The following is a 17,125-nucleotide window of genomic DNA, read 5'->3' on the forward strand; positions in this document are numbered from 1 at the left end:
ACGAGGCGCAGGGCGGCGTGAGCGTGGGCGACGTGTGGTCGGGACAGTGGGTCGCGGACCGGCTCGGAGTACGGCTGGCCGGGGCCGGGGCCGGGGCCGGGGCCGAGGGCGGGGACGGCGGCCGGAATGGCGTCGGCGGCCGGAATGGCGTCGGCAGCCGCAACGGCGACGGCGGCGCGGAGCTGCGTGAGCTGCTGGGGCTCGCCCTGCGGCGCAACCCCAAGCGGGCGCATCTGCTGGTCTCCAACGTGCTCGGCAAGCACGTTCCGCAGCGCCCCGCCACGGTCCACGGCGCGGGTGTGCGGCTCGGCCGCCGGGTGCGGGAGCTGCTGGGCGACGAGGCGGCGGCGCGCGCGGTGGTGCTCGGGTACGCGGAGACCGCCACCGGCCTCGGCCACAGCGTGGCCGACGGGCTCGCCCTCGCCCCGTACCTCCACTCCACCCGCCGCCCGGTCCCGGGCGTCGCCACGGTGGGCGGCTTCGAGGAGGAGCACAGCCACGCCACCTCCCATCTGTTGCTCCCCGAGGACCCCGGGTTCCTGGCCTCGACGGGCCCGCTGGTCCTCGTGGACGACGAGTTCTCCACCGGCCGTACGGTCCTCAACACCATCGCCGCCCTCCACCGCCGCTTCCCCCGCGACCACTACGTGGTGGTCGCCCTGGTCGACATGCGCTCCCCCGAGGACCGCGCCCGCCTGGACGCCTTCGCGGCCGACCTCGGCGCCCGCGTCGACCTGGTCGCCGCCGCGGCCGGAGCGGTCCACCTCCCCGACGACGTCCTGGAGCGCGGCGCGGAGCTGGTGGCCGCGTACGAGGCGGCCGCCGAGAACCGTAAGGCCGCTGCCGAGGACCGTAAGGCCGCGCCCGCCCCCACGGGACCCCCGGCGGGCCCGGAGGTCGTCCGCGTGGACCTCGGCTGGCCCGAAGGGCTCCCGGACGGCGGCCGCCACGGCTTCGCCCCCGTCCACCGCACCCGCCTCGAGGCGGCCCTCCCCACCATGGCCACCCGCCTCGCGGCCGCCCTGGAGACGACGCCGGACGCCCCCGCCCCGCCCCGCCCCCTCCGTCGTGTCCTCGTCCTCGGGTTCGAGGAGCTGATGTACGCGCCGCTGCGGATCGCGGAGGCGCTGGACGAGGTGCTCGACAGTGTCGAGGTGCGGTATTCGACGACCACCCGCTCGCCCGTGCTCGCCGTCGACGACCCCGGATACGCCATCAGGACCCGGCTGACCTTCCCCGCGCACGACGAGCCCGCCGACGGCCCCGGGCCCCGCTACGCGTACAACGTGGCGCCCGGCGCCGACCCGGACCGCCGCTTCGACGCCATCCTCGCCGTCGTCGATTCGACCGCCGACACGCCCGCGCTGCACGCCCCCGACGGGCTGCTCGCCGGCTTGAGCGCGCACACGGACCGGCTGGTGCTGGCCGTGGTGCCGTCCTACCGCCCCCAGACCCCACCCATCCCCCGCACCGTCCCCGAACGACAGGCACCGCTCATGCACCAACCGTCGTACGAGCCCCTGCGCGGGCCGGACTTCTCCTCCTACGCCCCCGAAGAGGTGGGCTGGCTGCTCCAGGACTTCTCCCACGTCACCCTGGAAGCGCCCACCGAGGAGCGGGAGGAGGCGATCCAGAGCGGGGGCGCGCACTACGCCGAGTCGCTGCCCGTGGAGTACCAGCCGAGCGAGCGCTACCAGGAGCTGTTCCGGGCCGCTCTCGACACCTCCGCCGCCCGGATCGCCCGCGCGGTCGGCGCGGTCACCGAGACCGTGCTCGCCGAGCGCTCCCCGCGCCCCGTCCTCGTCTCGCTCGCCCGCGCCGGCACCCCCGTCGGGGTGCTGATGCGCCGCTGGGCGCGCCACGCCCACGGGCTGGACCTGCCGCACTACGCGATCTCCATCGTGCGCGGCCGCGGCATCGACACCGCCGCGCTGCGCTGGCTGGCGGACCACCACGACCCGTCCGACGTCGTCTTCGTCGACGGCTGGACCGGTAAGGGCGCCATCACCCGCGAGCTGTCGGACGCCCTCGCCCCGTACCCGGACTTCGATCCGCGGATCGCGGTCCTCGCCGACCCCGGCCGCTGTGTGGACACCTACGGCACCCGGGACGACTTCCTCGTCCCCTCCGCGTGCCTCAACTCGACCGTCTCCGGGCTGATATCGCGCACCGTGCTCCGCGCCGACCTCGTCGGCCCGGACGACTTCCACGGCGCGAAGTACTACCGCGAACTCGCCGGCTCGGACGTCTCGGAGTACTTCCTGGACACCGTCTCGGCCCGGTTCGCCGAGGTCGCCGAGGCGGCCCTGGCCGACGCCGAGCGGCTCGCGGCCACCGACCGCACCCCCACCTGGGAGGGCTGGGCCGCGGTCGAGCGGATCAGCAAGGAGTACGGCATCCACGACGTCAACCTCGTCAAGCCGGGCGTCGGCGAGACCACCCGGGTGCTGCTGCGCCGCGTCCCGTGGAAGATCCTCGCCCAGCGCGGCGCGGGCGCGGACCTGGACCATGTGCGGCTGCTCGCCGAGCAGCGCGGAGTGCCGGTCGAGGAGGCCGACGACCTCCCGTACACCTGCGTCGGGCTGATCCACCCGCGCTACACCCGGGGCGCCACCGGGGCCGACGGAAAGACGGTCGGCACGGCTTCCGAGGAGACGGCCGACAAGGCGAACACCGCGAACACGGCGGGCATCGCCGCCGGCAGACACGAGAGAACGGTGGCGGCACGATGAGCGTTCTGGTGGCAAGCGACCTCGACCGCACCCTGATCTACTCCGCGGCAGCCCTCGGCCTCGAGATGCCGGACGCCGAGGCCCCGCGGCTGCTGTGCGTCGAGACCTACGAGGGCAAGCCGCTGTCGTACCTGACCGAGACCGCCGCCGGGCTGCTCGCCGAGCTGGTCCGCACCTCCGTCTTCGTCCCCACGACCACTCGCACCGTCGAGCAGTACCGCCGCATCCGCCTCCCCGGCCCCGCCCCCCGCTTCGCGATCTGCGCCAACGGCGGCCAGCTGCTGGTCGACGGCGAGCCCGACGCCGACTGGCACCAGCGGGTGCGCGGCGCCCTCGACGACGGATGCGCCCCCCTGGAGGAGGTGCGCGCCCACCTCAGCGCCACCGCCGACCCCGCCTGGCTGCTCAAGGAGCGGGTGGCCGAGGAGCTGTTCGCCTATCTCGTGGTGAGGCGGGAGCTGCTGCCCGAGGGGTACGTCAAGGAGCTCACCCAGTGGGCCGACCCGCGCGGCTGGACGGTCTCCCTCCAGGGCCGCAAGATCTACGCCGTGCCCAAGCCGCTCACCAAGAGCGCGGCCGTCGCCGAGATCAAGAGCCGCACCGGAGCCGAGGAGGTGCTCGCCGCGGGCGATTCGCTGCTCGACACCGATCTGCTGCTCGCGGCCGACCGCGCCTGGCGCCCCGGCCACGGCGAACTGGCCGACATCGGCTGGTCGGCGCCCCAGCTCACCGTGGTCGAGGAGAAGGGCGTCGCGGCGGGCGAGGCCATCGTCCGTGCCCTGGGCGAACGCTCCTCCGTCACCTGGGCGCGCGCCCGCAGCCGGATCATCCGCGCCGTCTCCCGCGACCGGGACTGACCAGCCGCACCGCCACCCAGCCCAGCACCGCGAGCGCGGCCGCGCCCAGCACCGCCTTCGAGTAGACCGAGACGTAGTCCGTGACGTCGCGCCAGTTGTCGCCCAGCGCGTAACCGGCCAGGACGAACACGGAGTTCCAGATCGCGCTGCCGAGGGTGGTCAGGACGAGGAAGACCGGGAGGGGCATCCGCTCGATACCGGCCGGAACCGAGATCATGCTGCGGAAGATCGGCACCATGCGGCCGAAGAAGACCGCCTTGGTGCCGTGACGTCCGAACCAGCGCTCGGTCCGGTCGATATCGGCGGGTCTGACCAGCGGCAGCCGCTCGGCGATGGCGACGGTCCGCTCCCGGCCGAGCAGCGCGCCCACCCCGTACAGCGCGAGCGCGCCCAGGACCGAACCGGCGGTCGTCCACAGCAGCGCGGCCACCAGGCTCATCCGCCCCTGCCCCGCCGCGAACCCGGCGAGCGGCAGGATCACCTCACTGGGCAGCGGCGGAAAGAGGTTCTCCAGGGCGATGGCGGCGCCCGCACCCGGCGCCCCGAGGGCGTCCATCAGGCCGGTGGCCCAGTCGGTGATCCGATCAGTCATGGCCGGAACGCTAGGAACCGGCCGTACCCCGCGGCCATGAGGTGGACCCTCCGGTTCCCCGGCCGTCCACCGCACCGGCAACCTGCGGAAATCCTCAGTGTCCCGGCCGGCCTGGGCCGCTAGCGTTTCCACCATGGGTGCCACCACGGGGAGATGGCCGCGGCGCGCGGCGCGGCTCGCCGCCGGACTGCTGGCGGGGGCCGGTACGGCGCTCGTCGCGCTGCCGTTCCTGGTGGCGGTGGGGCTGACCCTGCTGTCCGTGCCCTGGCCGGGCGCGCGGCAGTGCGTCCTGCGGCCGTTCACGGCGGGCGCCGCGCGGCTGACCGAGCTGGAGCGCCGCAGACTGGCCCGGTTCCTGGACATCGAGGTCACCTCCGACTACGGGGGCCGCCAGGCGCTGCGCTATCTCGTGGCGCGCACCGCCGTGGGGCTGCTGGGCGGGCTGGTGCTGCTGGCCGGGCTCACCGGCATCGCCTACGGCACCTTCCTCCTGTGGGGCCGGCTCCTCGGCTACGCCTTCCACGACCTGGTCAGCGTCGTGACCAGCGGTATCGGTGGCCTCTTCCTGCTGTTCCTCGCCGTCCAGGGGGTCTTCGGCGTGGCCGACCTCGAGGCGCGGCTGGCGCGCGGCGTCCTCGGCCCCGAGACCCAGGACGCGCTGCGGCACCGCATCGAGGAGCTGGCCGCCAGCCGCGCCGGGGTCGTCGAGGCGGTCCACGACGAACGGCGCCGCATCGAGCGCGATCTGCACGACGGCGTACAGCAGCGGCTGGTGGCGCTGGGCATGCTGCTGGGCCGGGCCCGCCGCAGCCAGGACCAGGCCAAGGTGCGCGCCCTGCTGACGCAGGCCCACCAGGAGAGCCGCCAGGCGCTGGACGAACTGCGCGAGGTGGCCTGGCGGGTCTATCCGACCGCGCTGGACGAGGCCGGGCTGCGGATCGCCCTGGAGACGGTCGCCGAGCGCTCGGCCATCCCCGTACGGCTCACTTACGGGCTCACGGCCGAGCCGGTCACGGCGGTGCGCACCGCCGCGTACTTCGTGGTGGCGGAGGCGCTGACCAACGCGCTCAAGCACTCGGGGGCGGGCCGCGTCGACGTCGCGCTGACCGCCGGGGCCCCGGGCACGCTGACCGTCCGGGTCACCGACGACGGCACCGGCGGCGCCGACCCGGCGGGCGGCGGTCTGCTCGGCCTGGCCCGCCGGGTGGCCGCCCTCGACGGCCGGCTGAGCGTGGTGAGCCCGCCCGGCGGCCCCACCACCGTCACCGCGGAGCTGCCCGCCCCGTCCCTGGGCGGTGTGCCGTGCGGGTGATCCTCGCCGATGACTCGACGCTGCTCCGCGAGGGGCTGGTGCGCCTGCTCGCCGAGGAGGGGCACCAGGTGGTGGCGGCGGTGGGGGACGGCACCGCGCTGGTGGCGGCGGTCGAGGCGGCACCGGACGTGGACGCGGTGGTGGTGGACGTACGGATGCCGCCGACGCATACGGACGAGGGGCTGCGGGCGGCGCTGGAGATCCGGCGGCGGTGGCCGGGGGTGGGCGTGCTGGTGCTGTCGCAGTACGTGGAGAGGCGGTACGCGACGGAACTGCTGACGGGGGAGGGAGCCGAGGAGAGGGCTGACGCGTCCGGGCCTTCCGGTGCGCGGTCCGGGGGAGTCGGCTATGTGCTCAAGGACCGGGTGGTGCAGGTCGACGAGTTCCTCGACGCGCTGGAGCGGGTCGCCACGGGCCGCGCCGCGTTCGACCCGGAGGTGGTCCGCAGATTGCTCGCCCGCTCCACCCGCACCGATCCGCTGAGCCGCCTCACCCCGCGCGAGCGGGAGGTGCTCGACGCGATGGCCCAGGGACACGCCAACGCGGCGATCGCCGAGCGGCTGTATGTGTCCCGCAGCGCGGTCGAGAAGCACATCAACGCCATCTTCGAGAAGCTCGAACTGCCGGGGAACGCGGGGTACAGCCGCCGGGTGCTCGCCGTACTGCGCTATCTGGGAAGCTGAACGTGAACGGATCGGATCGGAATGGATCGGAACGGAACCCGGTCGGAACAGATCGGATCGGAACGGAACCGGTCGGGGAGCCGAGGAGCCGAAAGGGAGGCCGTGATGGCCGAGAGCAAGAGCACACCGATCACGGCCGAGCTGTACGACTACGTCCTGCGGCACAATCCGCCGCTCGACCCGGTCCTGCGCGAGCTCGTCGAGGTCACCCACCGCGACCTCCCCGGCCACGCCGGGATGCAGTCCGCCGAGGAACAGGCCCCGCTGCTGGCCTTCCTGGTCCGGCTGACCGGCGCCCGCCACATCGTGGAGGTCGGCACCTTCACCGGCTTCTCCGCGCTGGCGATGGCCCAGGCGCTGCCCGTCGACGGCAAGCTGATCGCCTGCGATGTGTCGGAGGAGTGGACGGCGTACGGGCGGAAGGCGTGGGCCAAGGCCGGTGTCGCGGACCGTATCGACCTGCGGATCGCGCCCGCGCTGGACACGCTGCGCGCGATGCCCGCCGAGCCCCATATCGATCTCGCCTATCTCGACGCGGACAAGCAGAACTACATCCCGTACTGGGAGGAGCTGGTCCCGCGGATGAACCCGGGCGGTCTGATCGTCGCGGACAACGTCTTCTACCACGCGCAGGTCATGGAGGCGGCGCCATCGCCCGGGGGCGCCGCGATCCAGGCGTTCAACGACCATGTGGCGGCGGACGCCCGGATGGAGGCGGTCATGCTCACCGTCGCCGACGGCCTGACGCTCGCGCGCCGGGTCGGCTGAGCCGCCGGTCGCGGATCCGCTGCCGGACCCGGGCCCAGCGCCCGGGGGGCTCGGGCCGGCCGGCAGGCTCGGTGCCCCCGGGCTGATCCAGCTCGCCCCACTTGCCGGGCGGCTGACCGGGCCGTTCAAGGGGCCCGCCCGGGGCGCCCGGGGCACCGGGCGTGAGCGGGGTGCCGGGCTGGACGTCCGTACCGCGCCGTATCGCGGCGCGCTCCCGCGCGGCGATCAGCTCACGCGCGTGGGCGGCCTCGCGCTCGGCCTGCTCGGGGTGGCGGGTCACCCAGTACGGATTGTCATGCGGCAGCCCGCCGCTGACCCGTCCGTACATCCCGAACCACATCAGCAGCAGCCCCACCACAAAGCTGAACAGCACGTTCTGCATCCGGAACGCCAGGAAGTTGTACGGGGTCTCCAGCAGCGCCAGATTGACGAACCCGCTCAGCAGGAAGAGCAGCCCGAGCACCATGTTGAGCGTCGAGGCGAAGTTGCCGCCGATGAGCATGCCGATGAACAGCAACAGCCCGATGACGATGGAGAGCACGCTCAGCGTGCCGTTGGTGTTGAGCCCGGCGACCGTGTTCCCGCCGGTGTCGAAGAAGCCGACCCGGTGGATCAGGCCCAGGATGCCGAAGGCGACGAGCACCAGCCCCATGAGCCCGGCGCCGACGCGATAGACCTTGCTGAGCCGGTGATCGACGGGCAGATGCTCGTCGAGCGTGGTGTGCGCGCCGATCCGCTCCGGGAAGTGCCGTGCGACTCCGGCGGGGTGAGGACCGATGGGGGAGGGGCGGCCCGTAGCCATCTCCGGCCTCCTTGCTGCTGGCGCCGGACCTCGGCCGCGCGCTCTTCGCGGCCGAGGCCGTACCCGTGGACCGCCACGTCACCGGCGCGTACACGACGTGCGCGCGCACCACCGGAGGCGCGGCACGGGCACGTACCTCCAGGATCCGCCCCGGTCCCCCAGGGCTCAACCGCGGCTTGCACCGCAGCTCAACCGCGGCTTGAACCGTGGCTCAACCGCGCCTTGAACCGCAGCTCGACCGCGGCTCAACCGCAGCAGCCGCCGCCGCAGCAGCCGCCACCGCCACCGCCGGACGGGGGCCGGGCCGAGGAGGCGGAGGACGACGAGGACGAGGCGCCGGTGACCGCCACGGTGGAGAGCAGCTTCACCGTGTCGTCGTGTCCGTCCGGGCAGGACGCGGGAGCGGAGGACTCGGCCATGGGCCGGTTCAGCTCGAAGGTGGTGCCGCAGGCGCGGCAGCGGTACTCATAGCGAGGCATGGCAGGAGCATAACCACCGAGCCGCAGGTCAGCCCCCCGAATGAGCGGGTTGTGCGGCCCGCACAGGGCCCAACGCGCTCAATGCCCCCCACCCCGCTCGTCCCGGATCTCCTGGACCACCCGGGCGGCGGTCTGCCGTACGGCCTCGGTCTCGGAGAGGAAGTGCCACCAGTCCGGATGCCGTCCCTCCAGCCCCGCGATGGCCCGGTCCAGGCGCTCCACGGCGTCGTCCAGGGGGCGGGCGTGACGGGGGTCGGGCGTGCTGCGCCCGGCCATGGCCAGCCGCTGCGCGTCGCGGATCGCGAACCGGGTGCGCTCGATCTCCTTCTGCTGGTCGTACGACACCTCGTCCAGCCGCCGCAGCCGGTCCCCGGCCGCCGAGACGGCCTCGTCCGTGCTGTTCAGCAGCGCCCGTACGGTGGCCAGCAGCGCGGTGGCATCCGGCCAGCGCTGCTCCTCGCGCGCCGCCTGCGCCTCCTTGAGCTTCTCCTCGGCCTGCGCCACATCCCGCGCCGCCTGCGCGGGAACGGGCTGCAGATCCTGCCAGCAGGCCACGGTGTAGCGGCGGCGCAGCTCGCTGAGGACGGGCTCGACCCCGGCGGCCCGGGTGGTGATCGCCTGGGCGCGGGTGCGCAGCGAGACCAGCCGCTTGTCGATCTCCGCGGCCCGCTCCGGCAGTCGCTCGGCCTCCCCGCGCACCGCCTCGGCCCTGCGCAGCACGTCATCGGCGCGCCGCAGGGTCTCCTGCACACCGTGCTGCCCGGCCCCCTGATTGAGCTTGGTCAGCTCGGGCGACAGCGCCGCCAGCCGGGCCGCCAGATCGTCCGCCCGCAGCCCCGACGCACGCACCGCGTCCAGCGCGTTACTGGCCGCGAGCAGCGCCTGCCGCGCCCGCTCCACCGCCGGCGCCAGCCGCGCCAGCCGCGTCTCGGCCTGCTCCAGCAGCGGCCCCAGCCCCTGCGCGAACCGGTCCAGATCCGCCTTCGTCCGCTCCAGCGCCTCCTTCGCCCTGGTCAGATCGGCACGGGCCCGGGAGGCCGTCGCCCCGTCCAGATCGTCCCGGTCCAGATCATGGGCGTCCACCGCGGTGATGTAGTCCTGGCTGACCTGGTCGATCCGCCGCTCCAGCGCCGAGAAGTCGTCCGCCGTCCGGCGCGCGGCGGGCGAATCGTCCACGGCGGTGATCGTCTCGATGGAGATCCGCAGATCCCGCTGCGCGGTGTCCAACTCGTAGAACGCCGCCGCCGCGGCATCCTTCGCCGCCTGCGCCTCCGCCCGCTGACTCTCCCCCCGCCCCCCGAACCACCGCCGCCCCCCGCCCCCGCCGGCGAACGACAACGACCCCACCGCCACCAACAGCGGCACCGGCAGCAACACCAGCCCGAGCCCGGAGGGACCACGCGACTGACGCGACCGACGCACACGGACGAGCCGGGCAAGACGGGCAAAAGCAACGACGGGGACGACTGGGGTGACTGGGGCAACGCGGTCGGCCGGACGACGCGGACGGCGCGTTGGACGCGCAGACTCTGCAGATGACGCCGCCACTTCCCGCTCCCGATGGATCGCCCAGGTCCGAATGTCATTCTCCCACCCGACACTGACGAGCACAGCGCTCGGTTCGGTTCGCGATCTGCGGACTTCTCCCACCCGAGTCCGCCCCCTCCGTGGCCCCCTCCCCGCCCATCCCCACGATTGCGGCACCACCCCGGAAACCCTGTAGGCTGACAGCCCCCTGGGGCGCATAGCTCAGCGGTAGAGCGCTGCCCTTACAAGGCAGATGTCGGCGGTTCGAACCCGTCTGCGCCCACAGTGAATGACCGCAGGTGAGAGCGTGATTCGGCCCCTCGATCCGTCTGGGTTGAGGGGTGGTTCGTGCTCGGATGCCACATAGATGCCACATCCCCAAAGGGCCATGCTTTGCAACGAGGTGTAACCCTGTGCGACAGGGATACGCAGTTCGTAAAGTGAGACTCCGAGGGGCGCCGCTGCTCCTGATCCAGCGTCGCCGATTCCTGCCTCAGCAGAGCCCGTGGTCCCTGGCCGGGGAGGGCCATACCACGGGAGAGCGCCCCTGCCGCGATTGTCGGCGGGGGCGCCAGTGCGTAAACGTAACCGCCCCGGGGCTCAGTCTGCGATTTACCACATGCGGTAAGGACTTCTCCGCGTGATCGCCCGAGCGTAGGAAGGTGCCGCCCGGCGATCTTCCGCCCTGGATTCAGGAACACCGCTGGATGGTTGGGCAGCGGCTCCGCGCACTGCGCCATGAGCGGGAGCTGGCGCAGATGCAGTTGGGCGCCCTCACCGGGCTGGACAACAAGACCACCTCCAGGATCGAGAACGGCCGGTACCCGACGTCCATCGACCAGATCGCCAGGTTGGCGAGGGCGCTCGATGTGCCGTCTTTCCGCCTGTTCCACGACTGTGGTCCTTGAGCCTTGCTGATCCGTGCGTTGCCCAATTAGATGCCGACTCGGACAGCGACTACCGGCAGGTACGTGTTACGTGCCGTCGAACAGTGATGGAAGATCGGCGTCCCCGCCCGCGCGCCACAGGAGCGACGCGCGGACGGAGGCGCTGGACGGGCTAGTCCTTCCGGCCCGCGCTCTGGGCGCTGCCATGATCCGGAATGACAAATCCCTTCACCGGTCGCCCGGTGCATTCGCGGAGCGCTCGAAGTGTCTTCACGACACCCCGGTACCGCGGGTCAGTCCAGTTGATCAACATGCTGAACCTCCTGGAGCGACCCTATGGCCGCCAGCCGAGCGCGTCGGCCGTACCGGGCGAAGTTCACTCCGTGGGGCCGGGGTCCGGCGGCATCGGCATGATGGCGCACTCCTCCGTGTGCTGGCACTTGGCAGCCACGACGACCGGGTCCTCACCGGGCGGCCCCCACAGCTCGGAGTCGACAGAGAAGCCCAGCTCTCCGATCCTGCTCTTCGTACGCTCCAGGATCGAGGCGTCGTAGTTCCGCGGGTTGTACCCGGGCGAGTGGTGGACGTAGCCTCCTCGCTGCTCGCACAGGCGGAAGTACAGGTGGGTGTGCAGGATCAGGGCGTGCCAGCCCTCGTCCACCACGCGCGACGGGGTGAGGTTCTGCCCCGGGGAGCACGAGGCAGCGATCACGAACTTCGTGGCCTCGTCGACGATACGACCGGCCATGTCCTCGGCCATGCCGGCGTTGTTGTCCATGACGGTCTTGATGACGCCTGCGCGGTCGTCGCCGACCAATAAGGCGGTAGCTTCGGTCATGCGCCTGCCTCTCTCTCGATGGGGTGGTGCGTGGTCCTCGTCCCGGTCGCTGGCCGTCCAAGCGCGCGCCCGGGGCGGGGGCTTCTCTGTGTGGGGACTCCGGCCCTCGTCGATCCCCATCTCGGGGGCCGGAGTCCCTGCCCTGCGGCCGGCGGCCGTGTGCCTGGCTGCACCGACCGCAGGGTGCCGGGAAGGGTGGGCCGCCAGCGGCGAAGCCAAACCCGGGGCGGGGCATCCCCGGGCCGCCGACGGCCCACCCGGTCTATGGGTCCGGCGTGCCCGCGAAGCAGAGCCAGACCGCGAGCACCAGCAGCGCAGGGATCACGCAGAGCAGGAGACCCATCCGCGTGGCGCGGAAGACGAGCAGCCCGGCCCGCGCGGCGGGCGAATGCCGACGGTGCCTCATTCGGTGCCTCCCGGACGTTCCCGCTTCCGGCGGGGCGGGGGTGGCTGCTCGCGCCGCACGTGCTTGCACCAGTCCTGCAGTACGTCCGTCACTGTGGGATAGCGGACCGTGTCGCATGTCGCGCACGCTGCCTTCCAGGGCAATCGCGCGTAACCCGGGTACGGGACCAGAGGCACGTAGCCAGCCGCGCGGATACGCTGCTCGGCCCACGCGGCGCGCTCTTGAGGAGACGACGATTTCCTCCAGGCGCTCACCCGTGACCACCACCCCGCCGAGCCGCACCAGCCTCGTCGCACAGCGGCCGGCACACGTACAGTTCGACGCTCTCCTTGGTGACGCCGCCGCAGGTCCACTCGACCGTGCCGAGCAGCTGGTCGGCGAAGAGCCGCTGCCCGCACAGGGCGCAGTTCCAGCCGCGCAGTTGGGGCCCGGTCAGGGTTTCGGGATCCGGTAGCTCGATGCCTGGAAGCAGGGAGGGCTGTGGGCAGGTCGTCATCGGGACCGCCGCCCCTCGTGCTCGACCGCGGTCGCGCTGGTGAGGGTCCGCGGCCGGCGCTTCGAATAGAGCGGCGCGTGCGGAGGGCAGGCATAGGTGACCTTGCCGACGTCGCTGCGGCCATCTTCCACTTCGACCGGGATGGGCTCGTCGGTGGGCAGCTGACAGCGGTAGCAGAGTTGACGGCCTTCCGGCCTGCGGCCGTACTCGGCGCGGTCGGCCTCGGTCAGTGCCCCCCACAGCTTCCAGGCGTCGGTCAGGTAGTGGTCGGCCGAGAGGGGCACGCGCCAGTGGGTCTTGGGGCCCTCGGTCCAGGAGGCCGGGGGCACGCCGAGATAGGTGCTCTCGTCGGCGAGCTCAGTGAGGACGCGGACCTGCCGCAGGTGCCAGCTCGTGGCGGCGCCCACTTCGACGAACCAGTACAGGGTGCCGTACTTGTCCTGGACGACGGCGCCGGTCTCGTCGCCGAGCAGCTCCAGGGCGCGCTCGCCGATGGTCGTGGCTGCGCGGACGGCGTCCCACCATTTGCCCGCGGGTAACGCCTCGACGTCCACGGCGGGCGGCGGTGTCCACGGCAGGGTTCTGGTTGTCATACCGCGCCTCCCGGAGACGCGCCGAGGAGAAAGGCGAGACGAAGAGCGGTACCGCTCTCGTCACCCCGCTCGCCGAGCTCATATCCCCAGGTGGTGACGTAGCGTCCCCCCTGGCTGGCAATCTCCTCCGCCAGGTTGGCGTTGAGCGGGTTCGCCACACACAGCTGGGCGCCCTTCGCCACTATCGACAGTCCGTAGGCTTTCAGTCGATCGGCGAGGTCGCGGTAACCGGATGCGTCCATGCATCGATGTCATCGCACCGGCACTCGCGACGGGATATGACAACCTATGACACGGAGTGGATCATGACTCGGGCTGTGGCCATCACCGGCACTCGGTCGACAGCACATCGCGATCTCGCCAGCTACGCCGTGCTGTTCACCAGTTACCTCGCTCCCTTCGCCGCTGCCGAAACCCGGTTCTACATCGGCGGCGCCAAGGGCATCGACAGCCTGTCCCTGCTCTGGCTCGCCGGGAACTCCGACGCGCAGATCACCATCGTCGTCCCCGGCACCGTCCGGCAGCAGCCCGCCGAGGCGCGACAAGCCATCGCCCGCAGCCGCGACCGCATCACAGAAGTTGTCGAACTCGGCGCGGGAGAGCTACGCAGCCCGGCCTTCCACGCCCGAAACCGGTGGATGGTCGACCGCTCCGACATGGTGATCGGCTTCCCCCTCGGGGGGCCGCACGGTACATCAGGGACGTGGCAAACCCTCATCTACGGTGCCGAACAGGCGAAAGCGCGTCTGATCGTGCCCGTGTGACGCGGATCACCCGCATGATGAGGGCATGAGCACGTGCGAAACGCTCCTCGGCGCTGCCGCCCTCAAGGCTCTCCGGAAGGCGCGAGGCTGGTCTCTGGCCGATACCGCGAGGGCGCTCATCGCCACAGCACGCCGTCTTGGCCAACCTCTCGACTCGTCTGCAGCGAGCGTGCAGCGATCGGTAGCCCGGTGGGAGAGCGCCACGCGCCCCATCCTCCCCAGCGACCGGTACCAGCTGCTGCTCGCACACCTCTACGCCCGAGGTGCTGACGGGCATATCGCGCTCGGGCCGGGCAGCGACTTCGCCGAGCTGCTTGACGCACTGGCCCACCTGGGAGAGGCAGAGGCCCGGTTGAGCGCTCTCCGCGCGCTGTTGATTCGCACAGCCACTGGTGATGGGACCGGGCTGCTTGCCCTCCTCGGGCCCACAACGCGACTCTCCATCGCCGCTGCGCTTACCGATCCGGCACACGTCGATGAGGTCCTGCTCGACGGGCTACGGACAGCAGTGGGCGACGTCAACGCGCAAGTCGGCTCGCTGCCCTTCGCTCGGCTCCAGCTACTACTCGCCCCCGTGATCGAGTCCTGCCGACGGCTCCTGACCGGAGGTGTCCCCGCCCCCTTGCTGCCTGAGCTGCGCACGGTCGCGGCGCAGGCGTATGCCCTCGGCGGGCGGCTGGCATTCGAGACCCGAGACGACCTCGCGTCACGCGCGCTGTACGCGGCCGCCACCGATACGGCCGGACAGCTCGACGCACGGTGGCGGCGGGCCGTCGTTCACATGAGCCACGCCCTGGTCACGCTGTACTCAACCCCCGGCGTCGAAGCGGCCCGCGGGCTGGTCGATGCTGCGGTGCGCGATGCGCGTACGGGAGACAGCGTCCGCGTACGGGCCCGAGCACACGCGCTACAGGCCGAGGTCGCAGCCCGGTCGGGCGCCGAGCGGCACGCGCAGACCGCGCTGTCGCTCGCCTGGTACGACCTCGACCGCGACATAGACGGGGATCCGGCACCAACGAGCTTCACCGCTGATCATCTCCGCGGCTTCGAGGGCCTGTGCGAACTGTACGTAGGAGATGCGGCGGTCGCTCACGACGTCTTCGCCAGCAGCGCGGAAGCCCTGGACACGCCACGCGAGCGGGTGCAGCGGGCCATCGTCTCCACCGACCAGGCCCTGGCCTGCATTCGCCTCGATGCGCCAGAGCGGGCCGCAGACCTCCTGCACGCTTGCGTCGATTCGGCAGCCAGCACCGGTGGACGTGTACCGGCGTTGCGTCTGCGCCAGGCCCGTAAGGAGCTGCGTCCGTGGCGGCGTGAGGGCTTCGTCGCCGATTTGGACGATCACCTCATCGACGTACTGGGAAGCTGACACGACGAAACGCCCCCTTCAGCCCGAAGGCCAAAGGGGGCTCACGTATCAGAGACGGCGCCGGTCCGGCGCGAGCGCAGCCGGCGTCGACCCGCTCGGCGTCGGCTCCGGCTGAGGCTGCGGTGCGCCATCCCTCCGGCACACCAGGGCATCCGGATCATCGGCCGGGGCCTGGAGGCTGTACCCATCCGGGCAGGTCTGCCCGTCCCGGCCATCGGCCCCATCACGGCCGCCCTTCCCATCCGCACGCGGCGGCCCCGCGGGCCCCTGCGGTCCAGCCGGACCAGGCTCACCCTGCGGCCCCTCCTGCCCCGCCGCGCCATCGGCTCCGTACGCCCCCGGCTGGCCGTCCTTACCAGGCTGGCCCGTGACTCCGGGCTTCCCGGGCGCCCCGTCGCTTCCGGCCTTGCCCGGCGCCCCGGGGTCCCCCTTCGGGCCCGGGATCGGCACCGGCACCTCGGCCCTCTCCGGGAGATCCTTCACCGCCTGTGTGGGATCCGGCGCCACCGGCGTCCGCCCTGCGCTCTTGATCTGCGTGCGCAGCCGACGCACATCCGTCGCCAGGGTGGTGACGGCGGCGCCGCGCCGGTCGTCCTCCGCGCGCAGCTGCTCCGCGCGCTGCGACTCGTGGTCGATGCGGGCCCGGCGGCGGTGAGCTGCCGGGCGGGGGTGTCGGTCTCGGCGCGGATGGCGCGGGCGATGGTCTCGGTCTCGGCGCCGGTCAGTCCGGGAAGGCCGAGCATCGTGGTGAGCCGTCGGCCCCACGTGGCGTGCGAGTCGTGGAGCGTGTAGAGGGCGCCGGTGGGGTTGGCGCGGTACGCGTCGCGCTCGCGGACGAGCTCCTGAGCGGCGGTCTGGATGATCCGGCGGCGGCCGGGGGTGGTGCGGGCGAGTGCGGTGAGGGCGTGGCGGATGTGCCAGGCCGGGTCGGGTGCGGCGGGCATGTGCTCGTCGCGGCGGGCTCCCCGGGCCGGGGTGGGGTCGATACGATCCATGGCGGACCTGCCTCTTCGTCGCTGTTGCAGGTGGGTCCGCCCCCGGCCCATATGGCGTTCCAGCGCCGGGCCGGGGGCTTTGTTGTTGCCACTTCGAGAGTGGCGACTTCCTAGCCATATGGCTGGGAAGTCAGGGAGGATGGTGCTCATGGCCGACGACGTCGGAGGAGGGGCTGAGATGGTGTCGTTCCGTGAGCTCGCACGGAGACTCGTGGCCGAGGGCGTCGTCCCCTCGATGAGTCATCAGCGCGTGTCGCAGCTGAGCAGGGACGATCCAGACTTCCCCCCGGTCGTGAAGATCGGCCGGGCTCAGGCGGTGGACTGGCGTGCGGCCGTTCCGTACTTCCGGAAGCGCAAGTCCCGTCAGGGCGAGCGGACGGACCTAAAGGACAAGAAGGCCGAGGAGTAGCCGCGCAGCATGAAGCCCCACCTCGCGGGGATCGAGGTGGGGCTTCGCCGCGCTCGGGGATACGCATCGTCAAAGAAGTGTGCACCGACGGTTAAAGCTTTCCGGCCTCTGTCATGACAGCGTGCGATTGAAGCGACTGCCGCAACAAGCAGAGGGGGCAGCATGAAGCAGTCCAGGCGTTACGTCAGACTCGGATTCAGCGTGCTCGGCGCGTTAGGGCTCGTGCTGGGCCTACAAGGGCAAGCGCACGCAGAAGCGCGCCTTAACATCCCTGGTGGGTACGGGCTGTGGAGCGCCGACCCCACTGGAAACCTTCCGGGCGACGCCATCAAGGCATGTGACGACACCGCCGATGGCTGGGGGATCGCAGTTTGGCTTGACGAGGACAACAACGGCACGGTTGACCGCACGGTCGACACAAAGGGACACAACTCGCCTTGGTGCAGTCCCTGGAAGACGGGCAACCTCCCCGAAGGGCAAACGGTGCGTATTTGGGTGGTACAGGTCAAGGGGGAGACGCAGACCGGACAGTGGAACATGTGGTACTCGGTCGCGTAGAAACCACCTAACGCGGCCCAGACGCGCAGAGCATCGGGGCCGCGCCGCGTATGCGCGC

Annotated in this window: 20 protein-coding genes and 1 tRNA gene; 11 read left to right on the top strand and 10 right to left on the bottom strand. The window is 71.9% G+C overall.

Annotated features, from left to right (window positions below; all coding sequences use genetic code 11):
- Positions 1-17 precede the first annotated feature (17 nt).
- Together ACZ6TD_RS32300 and ACZ6TD_RS32305 are read left to right on the top strand one after the other, a co-directional pair.
- Complete coding sequence (locus tag ACZ6TD_RS32300) at positions 18-2,732, top strand: phosphoribosyltransferase (RefSeq protein WP_471343773.1); 2,715 nt, start codon at positions 18-20, stop codon at positions 2,730-2,732.
- Positions 2,729-3,589 carry an HAD family hydrolase gene (locus ACZ6TD_RS32305; RefSeq protein WP_471343775.1) on the top strand — a complete coding sequence of 287 codons (861 nt, stop codon included), beginning with the start codon at positions 2,729-2,731 and terminating at the stop codon, positions 3,587-3,589. The genes ACZ6TD_RS32300 and ACZ6TD_RS32305 overlap by 4 nt, the downstream gene beginning before the upstream one ends.
- On the opposite strand, the gene ACZ6TD_RS32310 is transcribed toward ACZ6TD_RS32305, so the two are convergent.
- Positions 3,558-4,181 (bottom strand): DedA family protein, encoded by a 624-nt coding sequence (locus ACZ6TD_RS32310; protein WP_471343778.1) that lies wholly within the window; start codon positions 4,179-4,181, stop codon positions 3,558-3,560. The genes ACZ6TD_RS32305 and ACZ6TD_RS32310 overlap by 32 nt on opposite strands.
- Positions 4,182-4,314: 133 nt before the next feature.
- On the opposite strand from ACZ6TD_RS32310, the gene ACZ6TD_RS32315 reads away from it, so the two are divergent.
- From ACZ6TD_RS32315 to ACZ6TD_RS32325, 3 genes are all read left to right on the top strand, one after another.
- A complete protein-coding gene (locus ACZ6TD_RS32315; protein WP_471343779.1) occupies positions 4,315-5,493 on the top strand; it encodes a sensor histidine kinase in 1,179 nt (392 codons plus the stop codon).
- Complete coding sequence (locus ACZ6TD_RS32320) at positions 5,484-6,176, top strand: response regulator (RefSeq protein WP_471343781.1); 693 nt, start codon at positions 5,484-5,486, stop codon at positions 6,174-6,176. Before ACZ6TD_RS32315 ends, ACZ6TD_RS32320 begins: the two co-directional genes overlap by 10 nt.
- A gap of 105 nt (positions 6,177-6,281) precedes the next feature.
- Complete coding sequence (locus tag ACZ6TD_RS32325) at positions 6,282-6,944, top strand: O-methyltransferase (RefSeq protein ID WP_471343782.1); 663 nt, start codon at positions 6,282-6,284, stop codon at positions 6,942-6,944.
- Here ACZ6TD_RS32325 and ACZ6TD_RS32330 read toward each other — a convergent pair.
- From ACZ6TD_RS32330 to ACZ6TD_RS32340, 3 genes are all read right to left on the bottom strand, one after another.
- The gene (locus ACZ6TD_RS32330) at positions 6,901-7,746 is read right to left on the bottom strand and encodes a DUF4383 domain-containing protein (RefSeq protein WP_471343785.1); all 846 of its coding nucleotides are present in this window, start codon (positions 7,744-7,746) and stop codon (positions 6,901-6,903) included. The two genes, ACZ6TD_RS32325 and ACZ6TD_RS32330, sit on opposite strands and share 44 nt — an antisense overlap.
- A 245-nt stretch (positions 7,747-7,991) precedes the next feature.
- On the bottom strand, positions 7,992-8,225 hold the full coding sequence (locus tag ACZ6TD_RS32335; protein WP_198274369.1) for an FmdB family zinc ribbon protein: 234 nt from the start codon (positions 8,223-8,225) through the stop codon (positions 7,992-7,994).
- Between the two features lie 78 nt (positions 8,226-8,303).
- A complete protein-coding gene (locus ACZ6TD_RS32340) occupies positions 8,304-9,647 on the bottom strand; it encodes a hypothetical protein (RefSeq protein ID WP_471343788.1) in 1,344 nt (447 codons plus the stop codon).
- A gap of 316 nt (positions 9,648-9,963) precedes the next feature.
- Between ACZ6TD_RS32340 and ACZ6TD_RS32345 the strand changes: the two genes are divergently transcribed.
- Positions 9,964-10,035, top strand: a tRNA-Val gene (locus tag ACZ6TD_RS32345).
- A 424-nt stretch (positions 10,036-10,459) separates the two neighbouring features.
- The gene (locus ACZ6TD_RS32350; protein ID WP_471343790.1) at positions 10,460-10,660 is read left to right on the top strand and encodes a helix-turn-helix transcriptional regulator; all 201 of its coding nucleotides are present in this window, start codon (positions 10,460-10,462) and stop codon (positions 10,658-10,660) included.
- Positions 10,661-11,015: 355 nt separating this feature from the next.
- On the opposite strand, the gene ACZ6TD_RS32355 is transcribed toward ACZ6TD_RS32350, so the two are convergent.
- From ACZ6TD_RS32355 to ACZ6TD_RS32375, 5 genes are all read right to left on the bottom strand, one after another.
- Positions 11,016-11,477: a glycine-rich domain-containing protein gene (locus ACZ6TD_RS32355; protein ID WP_471343792.1), complete on the bottom strand. Its 462-nt coding sequence runs from the start codon at positions 11,475-11,477 to the stop codon at positions 11,016-11,018.
- 262 nt (positions 11,478-11,739) lie between these two features.
- Positions 11,740-11,883 carry a hypothetical protein gene (locus ACZ6TD_RS32360; RefSeq protein WP_471343794.1) on the bottom strand — a complete coding sequence of 48 codons (144 nt, stop codon included), beginning with the start codon at positions 11,881-11,883 and terminating at the stop codon, positions 11,740-11,742.
- Between the two features lie 250 nt (positions 11,884-12,133).
- Positions 12,134-12,379 carry a hypothetical protein gene (locus ACZ6TD_RS32365; protein WP_471343796.1) on the bottom strand — a complete coding sequence of 82 codons (246 nt, stop codon included), beginning with the start codon at positions 12,377-12,379 and terminating at the stop codon, positions 12,134-12,136.
- Positions 12,376-12,972, bottom strand: coding sequence for a hypothetical protein (locus ACZ6TD_RS32370; protein WP_471343798.1), 597 nt, complete (start codon positions 12,970-12,972; stop codon positions 12,376-12,378). Before ACZ6TD_RS32370 ends, ACZ6TD_RS32365 begins: the two co-directional genes overlap by 4 nt.
- Positions 12,969-13,214: a hypothetical protein gene (locus tag ACZ6TD_RS32375; RefSeq protein ID WP_471343800.1), complete on the bottom strand. Its 246-nt coding sequence runs from the start codon at positions 13,212-13,214 to the stop codon at positions 12,969-12,971. Before ACZ6TD_RS32375 ends, ACZ6TD_RS32370 begins: the two co-directional genes overlap by 4 nt.
- 63 nt (positions 13,215-13,277) lie before the next feature.
- Here ACZ6TD_RS32375 and ACZ6TD_RS32380 point away from each other — a divergent pair, with 63 nt between their 5' ends.
- The gene (locus ACZ6TD_RS32380) at positions 13,278-13,736 is read left to right on the top strand and encodes a hypothetical protein (protein ID WP_471358224.1); all 459 of its coding nucleotides are present in this window, start codon (positions 13,278-13,280) and stop codon (positions 13,734-13,736) included.
- 25 nt (positions 13,737-13,761) lie between these two features.
- Positions 13,762-15,105 (top strand): hypothetical protein, encoded by a 1,344-nt coding sequence (locus ACZ6TD_RS32385; protein ID WP_471343803.1) that lies wholly within the window; start codon positions 13,762-13,764, stop codon positions 15,103-15,105.
- Between the two features lie 479 nt (positions 15,106-15,584).
- On the opposite strand, the gene ACZ6TD_RS32390 is transcribed toward ACZ6TD_RS32385, so the two are convergent.
- The gene (locus ACZ6TD_RS32390; RefSeq protein WP_471343805.1) at positions 15,585-16,100 is read right to left on the bottom strand and encodes a hypothetical protein; all 516 of its coding nucleotides are present in this window, start codon (positions 16,098-16,100) and stop codon (positions 15,585-15,587) included.
- A gap of 148 nt (positions 16,101-16,248) precedes the next feature.
- Between ACZ6TD_RS32390 and ACZ6TD_RS32395 the strand changes: the two genes are divergently transcribed.
- Both ACZ6TD_RS32395 and ACZ6TD_RS32400 read left to right on the top strand, forming a co-directional pair.
- Positions 16,249-16,509 (top strand): hypothetical protein, encoded by a 261-nt coding sequence (locus ACZ6TD_RS32395; protein ID WP_471343808.1) that lies wholly within the window; start codon positions 16,249-16,251, stop codon positions 16,507-16,509.
- A 162-nt stretch (positions 16,510-16,671) separates the two neighbouring features.
- On the top strand, positions 16,672-17,067 hold the full coding sequence (locus ACZ6TD_RS32400; RefSeq protein WP_471343809.1) for a hypothetical protein: 396 nt from the start codon (positions 16,672-16,674) through the stop codon (positions 17,065-17,067).
- The last annotated feature ends 58 nt before the right edge of the window (positions 17,068-17,125 follow it).

It is taken from the genome of Streptomyces yongxingensis (genome assembly GCF_055597465.1).